Origin of the sequence: Enterococcus sp. DIV1314a (assembly GCF_051713805.1) — a bacterium.
GTDB lineage: Bacteria > Bacillota > Bacilli > Lactobacillales > Enterococcaceae > Enterococcus_I > Enterococcus_I aquimarinus.
Window position 1 is genome coordinate 2370549 of sequence record NZ_JBIOQP010000001.1, and the last position, 14363, is coordinate 2384911.

12 protein-coding genes are annotated in these 14363 nt (G+C 39.6%); 2 read left to right on the forward strand and 10 right to left on the reverse strand.

Annotated elements, in window-relative coordinates; genetic code table 11:
- Nucleotides 1-2: 2 nt before the first annotated feature.
- The 8 genes from truB to thrS form a co-directional block, all read right to left on the reverse strand.
- Nucleotides 3-935: a tRNA pseudouridine(55) synthase TruB gene (truB, locus tag IGI68_RS11355; protein ID WP_071875603.1), complete on the reverse strand. Its 933-nt coding sequence runs from the start codon at nt 933-935 to the stop codon at nt 3-5.
- 111 nt (nt 936-1046) lie between these two features.
- Complete coding sequence (gene rbfA, locus IGI68_RS11360) at nt 1047-1394, reverse strand: 30S ribosome-binding factor RbfA (RefSeq protein WP_071875604.1); 348 nt, start codon at nt 1392-1394, stop codon at nt 1047-1049.
- A 24-nt stretch (nt 1395-1418) separates the two neighbouring features.
- Nucleotides 1419-3818, reverse strand: coding sequence for a translation initiation factor IF-2 (gene infB / locus IGI68_RS11365; RefSeq protein ID WP_071875605.1), 2400 nt, complete (start codon nt 3816-3818; stop codon nt 1419-1421).
- A gap of 12 nt (nt 3819-3830) precedes the next feature.
- On the reverse strand, nt 3831-4133 hold the full coding sequence (locus IGI68_RS11370) for a YlxQ-related RNA-binding protein (RefSeq protein ID WP_071875606.1): 303 nt from the start codon (nt 4131-4133) through the stop codon (nt 3831-3833).
- Entirely contained in the window at nt 4126-4422 is a 297-nt protein-coding gene (gene rnpM / locus IGI68_RS11375) for an RNase P modulator RnpM (protein ID WP_273233468.1), read from the reverse strand. The genes IGI68_RS11370 and rnpM overlap by 8 nt, the downstream gene beginning before the upstream one ends.
- Nucleotides 4423-4440: 18 nt before the next feature.
- Nucleotides 4441-5625, reverse strand: coding sequence for a transcription termination factor NusA (nusA, locus tag IGI68_RS11380; protein WP_273233471.1), 1185 nt, complete (start codon nt 5623-5625; stop codon nt 4441-4443).
- A 20-nt stretch (nt 5626-5645) separates the two neighbouring features.
- Nucleotides 5646-6119 (reverse strand): ribosome maturation factor RimP, encoded by a 474-nt coding sequence (gene rimP / locus IGI68_RS11385; protein WP_071875609.1) that lies wholly within the window; start codon nt 6117-6119, stop codon nt 5646-5648.
- Nucleotides 6120-6314: 195 nt separating this feature from the next.
- On the reverse strand, nt 6315-8249 hold the full coding sequence (thrS, locus tag IGI68_RS11390; RefSeq protein ID WP_071875610.1) for a threonine--tRNA ligase: 1935 nt from the start codon (nt 8247-8249) through the stop codon (nt 6315-6317).
- A 592-nt stretch (nt 8250-8841) separates the two neighbouring features.
- Between thrS and IGI68_RS11395 the strand changes: the two genes are divergently transcribed.
- Both IGI68_RS11395 and helD read left to right on the forward strand, forming a co-directional pair.
- Nucleotides 8842-9444 carry an NUDIX hydrolase gene (locus tag IGI68_RS11395; RefSeq protein ID WP_438732940.1) on the forward strand — a complete coding sequence of 201 codons (603 nt, stop codon included), beginning with the start codon at nt 8842-8844 and terminating at the stop codon, nt 9442-9444.
- A gap of 199 nt (nt 9445-9643) precedes the next feature.
- A complete protein-coding gene (helD, locus tag IGI68_RS11400; RefSeq protein ID WP_438732942.1) occupies nt 9644-11926 on the forward strand; it encodes an RNA polymerase recycling motor HelD in 2283 nt (760 codons plus the stop codon).
- 181 nt (nt 11927-12107) lie between these two features.
- Here the strand turns inward: helD and cls are convergent, their stop codons facing one another.
- Together cls and IGI68_RS11410 are read right to left on the reverse strand one after the other, a co-directional pair.
- Nucleotides 12108-13691, reverse strand: coding sequence for a cardiolipin synthase (cls, locus tag IGI68_RS11405; RefSeq protein ID WP_438732944.1), 1584 nt, complete (start codon nt 13689-13691; stop codon nt 12108-12110).
- Nucleotides 13681-14346, reverse strand: a complete 666-nt coding sequence (locus IGI68_RS11410) for a hypothetical protein (protein ID WP_273233482.1) — start codon at nt 14344-14346, stop codon at nt 13681-13683. Before IGI68_RS11410 ends, cls begins: the two co-directional genes overlap by 11 nt.
- Nucleotides 14347-14363: the final 17 nt, after the last annotated feature.

Consider the following 14363-nt stretch of genomic DNA (forward strand, 5'->3'; position numbering starts at 1 on the left):
TTTTATTCCTTTCCTATCTCGGTTCTCAGTACTTTACGAGGCTTGAGTATTCCAGCTTTCGTCGGATGTGGTTCATAGAGGCTCACGACTTGATTTTCGTAAAAAATCGCCACTAAATCCGTCGGCATGTCTGTTAAGCCAAATTCCTGATAGGTTAAGCGGCTACCATTTTTCACTTTTAGCCAAAGGGCTTCTGAAACGTCGATGCGTTCAAAATCTTTCACACCAAATTCAATCGGCAAAAGAACTGCTTGTAGTTGCTCGTTGTTCATCAATTCCGCGACTTGCGCTAAAGTGACACCTTGCTCCTTCGAAAATCCTGCACTCGCACTACGCGTTAAATCCGACATATGCGCTGGGACACCGAGTAATTTCCCTGTATCAACTGAAAGCGTTCGTACATACGTCCCTTTCCCACATTCCACATAAAAACGCCATTTTTGTGTTCCTTTTTCAGCATCCCAAACAGGTGCTGACGTTCGCTTAAATGTCGCAATTTCAGCGGTTCGTTGTGGACGCTCAACGGTTTCGTTATTCCGCGCATACTCGTATAAGCGTTTGCCGTTGACTTTTACAGCGGAATACATCGGTGGTACTTGCGTAATCGTCCCGGTTAATTGAGCCATTGCTTCGTCAATTTCAGCTAGCGTAAACGGTCTACTCAACGGCTGACTGTCAACGACTTCCCCAGAAGCATCCTCTGTAGTGGTACTATAGCCTAAGGTAATTTCACCTTCATATATTTTACCGGAATCCGTTAAAAACTCAATGACTTTTGTGCCTTTCCCGACACAAATGGGTAAAATCCCGTCCACATCCGGATCCAATGTTCCCCCGTGACCGACTTTTTTCGTTCGTAATATTTTTCTTAATTTAAATACGCAATCATGACTTGTCATGCCACGCTCTTTCCACAAGGGTAAGATTCCATCCATTACACATTTCACACCTTTAACAAACATTTTTCTGACCAATTATACCATGTTTTCCAATGATTCGCGCATCAAAAAACAGATGGTGGTATGACACCATCATCTGTTTTTGACTTACTCTTGATTTAATTTGCGTAACATTTCATCAATCTTGCTTCCGTAAGCAACGGATTCATCTAATTCAAACGTAATTTCTGGCGTTTTATAAAGGGTTAATGCTTTCCCAATTTCACGACGGATGAGGCCTGTCGCTTTTTCTAAACCAGTTTGTGCCGCTTTCTTATCTGAAGCTAAATCAGATAAGATGCTGTAGTAAATGGTTGCTTGTTGTAAATCACCTGTCACATGGACATCTGTGATATTGACATTTTCCACTCTTGGATCACGGACACTTTTACGTAAAACTTGATTGACTTCTTTTAAAATCTCTTGAGCTACTCGACGATCACGATAATTAGCCATGGAAACGCCTCCTACTCTATTTTATTATTTTCCTTTTTTAACTTCTTCCATTACAAAACCTTCAATAATATCGTCTTGTTGCAAGTCATTAAATTTCTCAACCATTGCGCCACATTCAAAGCCAAGTTTCACTTCTTTAGCGTCGTCTTTAAAGCGTTTCAAGCTTGCTAAGTTACCTTCAAAGATGACAATGCCATCACGGATAACACGGACGCCACTATCACGTCGGATATAGCCTTCTGTCACGTAACAACCGGCAATCGTTCCAACTTTAGAAACTTTATATGTTTCACGAACCAACATTTGACCGGTAATTTTTTCTTCAAATTCTGGATCAAGCATGCCGTTCATGGCTGTTTCAATTTCGTCAATCGCATTATAGATGATTCGGTGTAGACGAATATCCACTTGCTCTGCTTCGGCTTGTTGTCTTGCTTGCGCTGTTGGACGAACGTTAAACCCGATCATAATCGCATTACTTGCTGCCGCTAAAGTGACATCACTTTCATTGATTGCCCCAACTGCTGAATGGACAATATTCACACGTACACCTTCGACGTCAATTTTTTGTAATGACGCTGCTAACGCTTCAGCTGTTCCTTGAACGTCGGCTTTAATGATGACGTTGACTTCTTTAATTTCGCCGTCTTTCAGACTAGCAAAAAGATTATCTAACGTCACACGTGTGTTGCTACCACGTTGTTCCATCAACGCACGTTTCGCACGCTCTTCACCTGCTGCACGAGCTGTTTTTTCGTCTTCGAATGTTACAAAACGATCACCTGCTTGTGGCACGTCATTTAATCCAGTGATTTCAACGGGTGTTGCTGGACCTGCTTCTTTATCACGACGGCCAATATCGTTCGTCATCACACGGACACGACCAAAAGTATTACCGACAACGATTGGATCGCCAACTTTTAATGTTCCTTGTTGCACTAATAATGTCGCAACAGGGCCTTTTCCTTTATCAAGACGTGCTTCAATGACTGTTCCGATTGCGCGTTGTGTTGGATCAGCTTTTAAGTCTTCTACTTCAGCTACTAATAGAATCATTTCTAGTAATTCATCAATGTTTTTAGCAAACTTCGCTGAAATCTCAACGAAAATAGTATCGCCGCCCCATGCTTCCGGAATTAATCCATGTTCGCTTAATGCTTGCATGACATGATCAGGATTTGCGGCAGGTTTATCGATTTTATTCACTGCAACAATAATCGGTACGCCAGCTGCTTTTGCATGGTTGATCGCTTCGATTGTTTGTGGCATCACACCATCGTCCGCTGCGACAACTAAAATCGTAATATCCGTGATACTTGCTCCACGTGCACGCATACTTGTAAATGCGGCATGCCCTGGTGTATCTAAGAAGGTAATGGGTTTCCCATTAATATCAATTTGATACGCTCCGATATGTTGCGTGATTCCACCGGCTTCGCCACTGGTTACACGTGATTTACGTAAGGTATCAAGTAAGGTTGTTTTCCCGTGGTCAACGTGTCCCATAATGGTCACAACTGGCGGACGAGAAACAAGTGCTTCTTCATTCATTTCTTCTGGTTCAAAGAATTTATCGATATCAGCAATATCCACTTGTACTTTTTCTTGTGCTTCGATGCCATAATCGGTTGCTAATAATTCAATCGTTTCTGCATCCAAAGGTTGGTTTTGGTTAACCATTACACCCATTAAGAAAAGTTTTTTAATAATTTCAGCTGGTTCGCGATAAATTTTCTTCGCGATATCTGCCACGTTCATACCATCCGTATATTCTAACACTTCTGGTAGTTCACGGAATTTACGCGCTGGAACAGCCGGTTTGTTTTCCGTCGATTGGTGTTTACCTTTACGGCCTTTTTTGTTGTAACGATTACGGTTTTGATTACCCCAGCCCGTATTACGGCCTTGGTTTGAATTTTGACGCGCCGCTGGACGGTTTTGGTTGTTGCCTTGTTCTTGACGATTTGGTGTCGCTGGTTTAGCAGCCGTCGTATTATTGGTATTGCTAGCATTATTTGTTGCGGGTTTGTTTTGTGGACGAGCCGTCTGATTGGACTGTGGTCCTTTATTTTGTGCAGGGCCTTTCGCTCCAGGTTTATTAGCAGCTTGTTGGCCTTGCGGTCCGCGATTTCCTGGAGTAGTCGTTGCGCCTTTATTTTGGCGATTTTGGAAATTCGGATTATTTTTTTGTGTTTGGAACTGTTTGTCAGCGGGTTTTCCTGCTGGCGTTCCAGGTTTTGCGCCAGTATCTTTTTTCGGTGCTGGTGTGTTTCTTAATGCTTGGCGTAATGATCTTTCTTGTGATTCAGAAATAACCGCCATATGGTTTGATACGTTAAATCCTAATGATTTTGCTTTATCGACGATCTCTTTACTCGATTTGTTCATTTCTTTTGCAATTTCATAGACTCTTTTATTCGTCATGCAATCACCTTCCTAACCTAATAATAGTTCCTCGATCTTTTTTGAAAAACCTTTATCTTTAATGCCAATGACCATACGACTTTTACCAATCGCGTGACCTAATTCATTTGAATTAAAAACATCAAAACAGGGAACTTTGTAATACAAACTTTTATCTTTGATACTTTTTTGGGTATTCTTACCTGCATCACTTGCGATAAAGACGAGATTCACCTTTTGGGCACGAATGTCTTTTAGCGTTAATTCTTCTCCGGTGACTAATTTACCTGCTCGCATCGCCAAGCCTAATAAATTGAGTGCTTTTTCCTTACTCATTGGCAAACAACTCTTTTCTGGCTTTTTGGTGAGTAACATAATCAAGTAATTCTTGATAGAACTCATCCGTTATTTTTACTTCTAAGACTCGGTCTAAAATCTTTTTATCCCAAGCCGTTTGTGCTTCTTTTGGTTCAAGTGCGACATAAGCCCCTCTACCAGGCGCTTTGCCTGTTGGATCAATCGACACAACGCCTTCTTTCGAACGCGCAATGCGGACAAGATCTTTTTTAGGGAACATTTCACCTGAAACGACTGATTTTCTTAATGGTATTTTTCTTTTTTTCATGTAAATCCCACCTTGAAATTATTCTTCTTCGAAAGTAGCATTCTCGTAGTCATCAGAAGTCATATCCGGATTTGCCATAATGACTTCATCGTTCAATTCTGCTTCCACTACAAGTTCTTCTGCATCCGCCACGGCTGTTTCTTCTTGCTCTAATTTTTCATAAAAACTAGCCATGTCTGATTCTGATTTGATATCAATCTTAAAGCCAGTTAACTTCGCAGCTAAACGAGCATTTTGTCCGCGTTTGCCGATTGCTAGTGATAATTGATAATCAGGAACAACAACGGTACACGCTTTTGGATTCGACGCATCAAAAATGACATCACTGACTTCGGCTGGATTAAGGGCGTTGGCAATAAAGACAGCTGGGTCTTCGCTCCACTCTACAATATCCATATTCTCACCTTTTAATTCATTGACTAATGTTTGAACACGTTGGCCTTTTGGACCGACACATGTTCCGACTGGATCAATGTTTTCGTCATGTGAACGTACAGCAACTTTAGAACGATCGCCTGCCTCACGAGCAATGCTGACAATTTCAACTGTTCCGTCGTAGACTTCAGGTACTTCTTGTTCAAATAAGCGACGTAATAAATCTGGATGACTACGGCTTACAAAAACTTGTGGTCCTTTTGACGTGTTTTCAACTTTTGAAACATAGACACGAATGCGATCATGAGGTTGATAAAACTCATTTGCCATTTGATCTTGCTTTGAAAGGACTGCTTCAATTTTACCTAAGTTAACGTAAATATAACGATTGTCTTGACGTTCCACAATTCCTTGCATGATATCATTTTCGTACGCACTAAACTCTGTATAAATGATATTACGCTCTGCTTCACGCACACGTTGTAAAATGACTTGTTTTGCCGTTTGTGCAGCAATTCGTCCAAAATCTTTTGGTGTCACTTCAAAACGAATTTTATCGCCAATTTCGTAAGCTGGATTAATCAAAATGGCATCTTTTAATGATACTTCTAATTGGGAATCCATGACTTCTTCCGTTACTTCTTTCACTGAATAAACATGAATACTGCCTTTTTTGGCGTTGAATTCAACTTCAACGTTTTGTGATTGACCATAGTGACGTTTATAGGCCGAGATTAAGGCTGCCTCTAAAGCTTCAATCACGATTTCTTTTGATATTCCTTTTTCTGCTTCTAAAGCATCCAAAGCATTTAACATTTCTTTACTCATTTTCTTCGCATCCTCCATAATTAAAATTGAACCGCTAAACGAGCATGGGCAATATTTTTGCGATCGAGGGTTAATTCTTTTTCTCTTGTTTTAATTCGTACTTTTAGTACTAATTGTTCTTCATTAAAAGACTGTAAGAATCCTTGATAATATTTTTCCCCGTCAACTGCTTGATAGAAAGAAACATAGACATATGCGCCAATCGCTTTTTCATAATCTGCTTCTTTTTTTAATGGTCGTTCTGCGCCAGGAGAAGAAATTTCTAGAAAATAAGCTTGTGGAATTGGATCGGGGTCCATTGCGTCAAGAGCATCACTCAACCGTTCGCTAACAAAGGCACAATCTTCTAAATCAATCCCGCCGTCTTTATCAATAAAAACGCGTAAAAACCAACTCTGCCCCTCTTTCGTGAATTCCACCTCAACTAATTCAAAATTTTCCGCTTCCAAAATCGGTGTTACTATCTCTGTAACAGTATCCACAACCGTACTCAAAATATGATCCCTCCTTTAAATAATCGTAACGAAAATCCATTTCATGCCATAAAAAGAGTGAGGGAAAAAACAGCCCTCACTCAACTCTAGTATCATTACTCTTAGAAATATAACATATTTTTTCAGAAAACTCAAGAGAATCGTGTTTTTGTTCCCCTCAGGTCCTCTTTTAGTTTAAAAAAGAAAATGTTCCTCTTATCTGCTACGATTTAAAATTTCTGCTTCAATCGCTTCAACAAAAATATCTAGCGCTTCAACTTGTGTTTCTTTTGAACCGTAACGACGAATATTCACGGTTGCTTGCTCGACTTCTTGATCCCCAACGACAATTTGATACGGAATTTTTTGGATTTGTGATCCACGAATCTTATAGCCCATCTTTTCGTTACGATCATCGAGTTCAACTCGCACACCTTTGGCTTGTAATCGTTCCTTCACCAAAAGAGCATAATCATGATGCGCGTCAACCGAAACGGGAATGATTGTCGCTTGAATCGGTGCCAACCATGTTGGGAAAGCACCTTTGTATGTTTCGGTTAAATAAGCCACGAAGCGTTCCATTGTGGAAACAATCCCACGGTGAATCACGACTGGTCGATGCGTGTTTTCGCCATCTTCTCCCACATACGTTAAGTCAAAGCGTTGTGGTAATAAGAAATCTAATTGGATCGTTGAAAGTGTTTCTTCGTTCCCTAATGCTGTTTTCACTTGCACGTCTAATTTTGGTCCGTAAAAGGCTGCTTCGCCTTCTGCTTCAAAATAGTCTAAACCTGTTTCGTCCATAACTTCTTTCAGTACTTTTTGCGCATGGTTCCACATCTCGTCATCATCGAAGTATTTCTCGGTATTTTTTGGATCACGGTAACTGATGCGTAAACGGTAGTCCGTAATATCAAAATCTTCATAGACTGCCATCATCAGGTCCAATGTGCGGCGGAATTCATCTTTAATTTGATCAGGACGCACAAATGTATGGCCATCATTTAGTGTCATTTCTCGTACGCGTTGCAAACCAGATAACGCGCCTGATTTTTCATAACGGTGCATTTGTCCAAGTTCGGCAATCCGAATCGGTAATTCACGATACGAATGAATATCATTTTTATAAACCATCATGTGGTGTGGGCAGTTCATTGGACGTAAGACCAACATCTCACCATCTCCCATATCCATCGGCGGAAACATATCTTCATGGTAATGCGCCCAGTGACCAGATGTTTTATAAAATTCCACGTTTGCCATAATGGGTGTGTACACATGTTGGTACCCTAACGCGATCTCTTTATCGGTAATATAACGTTCGATTGTCCGACGAATCGTCGCTCCTTTTGGCAACCAAAATGGAAGTCCGGCACCGACTTCTGGTGACAACATAAATAGATCCAATTCTTTTCCTAATTTACGATGATCACGTTCTTTGGCTTCTTCACGCATTTTGATGAATTCTTTTAATGCTTTTTTATCAAAGAAAGCTGTTCCGTAAACACGTTGCATCATATGATTATCGGAATTTCCGCGCCAGTAAGCTCCGGCAACTGATAATAATTGAGACACTTGAATGCGTCCAGTTGACGGTACGTGTGGCCCACGACATAAATCAATGAAGTCGCCTTGTTCATAAGCCGTAATCACTTCATCGGCTGGTAAATCGTTAATTAATTCCTCTTTATAAGGATCGCCTGCAAATAATTCTAACGCCTCTTCTTTCGTCAAGACACGACGCACGATTGGCAAGTTTTCTTTCACGATTTTCATCATTTCTGCTTCAATTGCCGGTAAATCTTCTGCAGTTACCGGTTGATCGCCATTATCGGTATCATAATAAAAACCAGAATCAATCGCAGGGCCAACGCCAAATTTAATTTTTGGATAAAGGTGACGCATCGCTTGTGCCATTAAATGGGCTGTCGAGTGACGTAATAACGCGAGGGCATCTTCGTGGTCTGGTGTGACAATTTCGAGCGTGCCATCACAATCAATCGCGCGATCTAAATCGATCAACTCACCATTCCATTTGCCAGCCAACGCTTTTTTAGCTAAGCTTTTTGAGATACTTTCTGCAATTTCTTTTGTTGTGATGCCCGCTTCATATTCGCGTATCGCACCATCTGGAAATGTTACTTTAATCATTTGTTTTCCTCCTATTTTTGTCTTTTATTACAAATTCCTGTTTTCTTTGCAATAAAAAAAGCCCTAATATCGTACTTACTTCTACGATATTAGGACGTATCATCGTGGTTCCACCTAATTTTTAATACACTAATGGTATTACTCAAACGTGATAACGGATACGACCGCCTTTGTTTCGACAAAGGTTTTTGGAAAAAGTGGTCATTCTTTGGTTTTCTTCTGGAAAAGTTTCAGCCAAGCTTTTCCTCTCTTTTTGAAGACTCTCAAATGCAGGTGTCTTTTTCATAAATCAACTATGCCTTCATTTAATCATCTTTTCAGAAAAATTGCAACAATAAATTGCGCTGAGAACGTAAAAATCATCGATCATGAACGTAAATCTTCGTTTAGGAGTCTTTTGTCTATGTTCCATTCGGATGAGCGATCTTTTTTTGCTATCCCTTGGGCATAAAAAGCATACTGGCTATTTTTATGAAAAAAACCTCCCACCTGTCCATTCGTTCATCCTATGTGAAATGAAATGCTAGCTTAAAATTTCATCAATTCGCATTCTTTTGGTAAAATAGAAAAAAGAAGCGAAGGAGGCGTGCACGTGAATCCGTTAAAAGAATACCAACGGTTATTAGCCATTGCGCAAAGTGGCAAAAAGTTTGGACGTGATCACTTTGATCAAGAGCGTTATGCCGAACTCGAACGTATTAGTTTAGCTTTGATTAGTCAATTAGGAAATAAACCAATCGCACAGATTACCGACTTATTCTCAGGTGAAACGGGTTATCCGACACCCAAAGTTGACGTACGGGCCTTTTGTCAAAACGCCCAAAACGAGATTTTGTTAGTTGAAGATCGTCAGACGAAAGAATGGTCCCTTCCAGGCGGTTTTGCTGAAATCGGCATGTCCCCGCGCGAGAATCTCGCAAAAGAATTGATAGAAGAAACAGGCTTTGAAGCACGCATCGGTGATTTACTTGCTATTTTTGATACGAATCAAAAAGGAAATCCACCGCAAATTTTTCAATATTATAAACTCGTATTTGCTTGTGAGCTGTTACGTGGTGAATTTATTGCGAATCAAGAAATACGTAATATCGGCTTTTTTAGTATCGAACAGCTTCCTCCCTTGTCGACAAAACGAACCACCAAAGAACAGTTGACTATTTTAAGACAATCACGCCATTCACCCCATGTCGATTAATAACTTTTGAAAGAACGAATGAGTGATTATTTACAAGTCCTCATCGCAATCATCTGAGAAACAGATCCCTTTCTCCCCTTATAAATGAATCGTTCAAACGTCAATTCTGACAACAGATTAAGAATTGACGTTTTTTTTCGTATTCTCTTCTATTCTATGCTATACTTTTAGGGTCAAATTTTTAGGAGGTATGCCAAGGATGACTGCCCGTGATTTAGAAAAAAAACAACTCGTTCAAACGATCGCATTGATTCAAAAAGAACAAGAAATTATTAAAAAACAGCAAGAAGTTGCTGCTGATACGCTACAAACACAATTAAAAGAAGTGGCAGATAAACGCATTAACACCGGTTCAGAAAGCGCTTTTTATGAGTCAGTTGTTGAGTATCAACGACATGAACAAGAATTATCATTACGTTATCAAACAGCAGAAACACAAATGAAACGCTTAAAGACGTTAAGCGTGATGGAGAAATCGCCTTACTTCGCCCGAATCGATTTTAAAGAAGGTCTTGAAGCTCCCGAAACATTGTATTTAGGAATCGCTTCTTTGCGTAACCAAGCAGAAGACACGTTAGTCATTGATTGGCGCGCACCCATTGCCAATTTATACTATGAAGGAGAACTAGGAACGACATTTTATGCGACGGATAGCGACCAGTTTGAAGTTGAACTCCTGCTAAAACGGCAATTTAAAATCCAAGAAGGCGAAATGCTTTCGATGGTGGATACGTCTGAAATTATTAACGATGATTTTTTACTCGAAATCTTAGACGAAGCTTCTTCTAGTCAAATGAAAAATATTGTTTCCACGATTCAAAAAGCGCAAAATGCAATCATTCGTGATACGACCAATAAAATTCTTTTAATTGAAGGAATTGCGGGGAGTGGAAAAACGTCTGCGTTACTCCAAAGAATTGCTTATTTAATGTATCGCAATCGCAAGTGGTTAGACGACGACCAAATTTTGTTGTTTTCACCAAATCACTTATTTTCTGACTATATTTCACAAGTTTTACCATCACTTGGAGAAAGTGAAGTGCCAACACGAACATTCCGTGACTTCTTACAAGCCTTATTACCAAAGTACACCATTCAAAAAGAAGAAATGGAAGAAGTTCATTTTTTAACTGGTAAAGACAATCAGATTGAAAGAATGATGAATAGCCTGGCGTTAGTCAGTTTAATTCCAGAATACTTAGAAAAAATTACCAGTATTGGCCCGTTATTTAGAGATTTAAAAATTAAAGGTGAAACGTATATTACAAGACAGCAAATTCGCCAATGGTACGAAGAAACCAATCCGCAACTGCCTTTGTATCAACGCAGCCAATTATTGCAAAGCCAAATTTTAAAGAAAATCCGCGGCTTGGAGCAAGCTGAGTCACACAAATCCTGGGTGAAGGATGAAACGGAAGAACGCCTCCAAGCTTTCTTTGAAAATGATCCGCACCAAGAAGCGACGGAAGAAAACGAACGCCGGATACGTAAAAAAATCCGTCAACAAATTGTTCGTCGCAAATTCCGCGCATTGACCAATGGCGTTCAAAATTATCAATTTATTAATCGACCAAAACAATATTTACATTTCTTACAACAAGTGCCAAAAGCAATACTAGCGAAGTTCATGGTGACTGAACAAGACTGGTCAGAGCATCTAGTCAATGTTAAGCAACAATTTCGTACGCGCGAGTTGACCGAGGAAGATGCAATTGTCTTCTTCTTACTTTCAAGAGGATTGTTCCCAGTTGACGTCCAACAAAAAGCTCGTTTTATTTTCATTGACGAAATGCAAGATTTCCCACCCTCTCAAGTTGCCTTACTCCGTGCACTTTATCCAAAAGCTGGCATCAGTTTATGTGGCGACTTAAACCAAAAAGTCTTTGGTAATGAAACGATTGTCAACTCTCTAGACGCGTTATTCCCAGAAGAATCTGTGGCGCGTTACCAATTAACCACCAGCTATCGTTCGACACAAGAAATAACCGCGTTTGCCAACCAGTTCCTCTCGCAAGAAGAGCAAGTCCAAACGACGGCACGAAATGGCCAAGTGCCAAGAATCATCCAAGCTAATTCCCAAGCTGCTTTAGGCCAAGCGTTGCTCCAACAAGTGACGAATACCGCTCAAAACCAGCCACATTGGCGCATCGCCATTATCGGAAAATCCGTTCAAGAATGTGAAGCGTTGTATGCCCAACTCGATGAAGAACAACAACACGCCATTCAATTAATCACGACAGAAGATACTTTTATGAAGCGTCGTATCATGATTATTCCGGCTTTTTTAGCTAAAGGATTAGAGTTTGATAGTGTGTATGCTTGGAATATTGGTGACAACTTCACCACTTCCCAAGATCAATTAATCTTATATACGATTGCAACACGTGGGATGCATGAATTGACGGTCTTGGTTCCAAACAACCAAAGTCCGCTACTTGAACAGCTAGATACTACGACTTATCAGTGGCAAGAAGTAGAATAAATCAGATGGACACAACCTTCTTGACGCTTTATTGTGAGTCTACGAAACCTGTTTAAAAATAGCACGAAAAAAGAGAAAATTTCCTATTATTGAAAGGAGATTTTCTCTTTTTCTATGGCTCATATATCAGGAAACAATCAAAGCTAAGCAACGTTCGTTCAGCCTAATATCATTACTCGTCTTACATTAATGGGGCGAAAATTTTCATTGTCCAACCGACAATTTTAGTGAATTTCTTTTCTTTTCGGACATCTTCTAAGGTGATTCGTTGCGATAATGCCATTGTCCCTAAAAAGTCTGCTTCCATCTTTTTGATTTCTTGGACGCCTTCCAAATATACGCCACACTCAAAATGATGATAAAAGCTCCGGTAATCCAAATTAATCGTTCCCACTGTTGCTTTATAGCCATCCACTACAAACACTTTCGCATGCACAAATCCAGGCGTATATTCATAAATCTCAACCCCTGCTTGGATTAACGTCTTATAGTGGCTTTTCGCTAAAGCAAAAGCATATTTTTTATCTGGAATATGCGGCAAGATAATTTTCACATCCACGCCTCTTTTCGCAGCGAATGTTAAGGCTGTTTCCATCTCACCATCTAAAATTAAATAGGGTGACATAATGTACACATACTCTTGGGCTTTATTTAATAAATCAAAATAGACCATTTCTCCAACCCGTTCATCATCTAACGGTGAATCCGCATAAGGCATCACATAGCCTTCTTCTTCAACGGGACCTTCAGGTGCTTGAGCTGCAATCGAAAGCCACGGCTCAAAATCTAAGTCTTTACTATCGATTGCCCACATCTTCAAGAACATTAAGGTAAAACTTTCGGCAGCTTTTCCTTTAATTTTGACAGCTGTATCCTTCCAATGACCAAACCGCTCAATCTCATTAATATATTCATCGGCTAAATTAACGCCACCGGTAAATGCCGTATGGCCATCGATCACACAGATTTTACGATGATCTCGGAAGTTGTAAACAGTCGACACAAAGGGTTGAATCGGCGAAAATACTTTACACTGAATACCGCATTCTTCTAATTCCTTTGAATACGAACGGGGCAATAAGGAAAATTCACAAAACCCATCGTACATAAAACGAACTTCGACACCCGCTTTGGCTTTTTCAATTAAGATCTCAAGCACAGATCCCCACATATGACCTTTACCAACAATAAAATATTCCATAAAAATAAATTTTTCCGCTTTTTTAAGCTCAATTAATAAATCCGCAAATTTGTCTTCTCCCAATGGATAATACGTCACTTGACTGTTTTTATAAATTGGGAAGGTTTCTGTTTTATTGACAAAATGGTGCAATCCTTGTAAATCTTTTGAATCATTTAATGTTTTCATTTCTTCGAAAATCACGGGATCCGTTTGAATTTGATTTTTACTTTTTTTACTAATTTCAACTAACCGTCTTCTTTCAAAGCGATGCCCAAATTCTAAACGGGTATAAAAATAAAGAAAAATACCAATAATCGGTAAAACACTAAAGAAAACCATCCATGTTAATTTGACACTACTATCACTCTTACTATTGAATAACGCGATACAACCGATGACGGTTACAATTAATGATCCGCCATAATAGAAATGGACATAGTTAGTTGTCACATAATTAAAAAGTGCCATTAATAGCCCCACTTGAACCAATAATATCACTAAGATAACACCAACCCGGCTAAAGACTAATTGTAACGCACTTTGCTTACTCCTTTTGAATAAGTCATTATTTTCAATTTGCATGCACAACCTCCAAATAATTAAGTAATGGCAACGCTGGATACTTTAATTGAATAATTTCTAAAATCACTTTTAACTCAGAAAGATTACGGGGATTTTCAATATCAAAAATCCGACTGTGCCGGCCGATGCCCCCATTATCAATTAATCGATTGACGCGATTCCAATCCATAAACTCCTCTAAATCAGTAAATTCACTAATCGGAAAACCGGCGCCGTCAAGAATTTCTGATAGTCGAAAAGACAAAAAAGCACTATCAATGACGATTTCTTTCGACTGAATCTTCTGAATACCAGGTTCTATCACGACGACTTTTTTTGGATCGTTTTCAAGATACCAATCAAGTAAATAAAAGAAGCCAGTCATTCGCGTCGTCTCTTCGAATAAGCGAAAAGAATCTTCTGATTTCCGAAAAACAAGTGGAATTAAATAATGCCTTTTGTAAATAAACATCGGTGCTTGTTGCACTGAACAGTTCAAGTAACGATTCAGATAACTCACTCCTCGATAATCACCTAAACGATACCCTTGCACACCTAAGTGACGATACTTTTGACTTAACCGCGAGCAGTCACTAATCGAAACAGCGATTTCTGTTAATTTTTCATACCCACTCAAAATGCGATCAAATCGTTCTAATTTTACTGTCTCAGCCATTGAATTACTCCTTCACG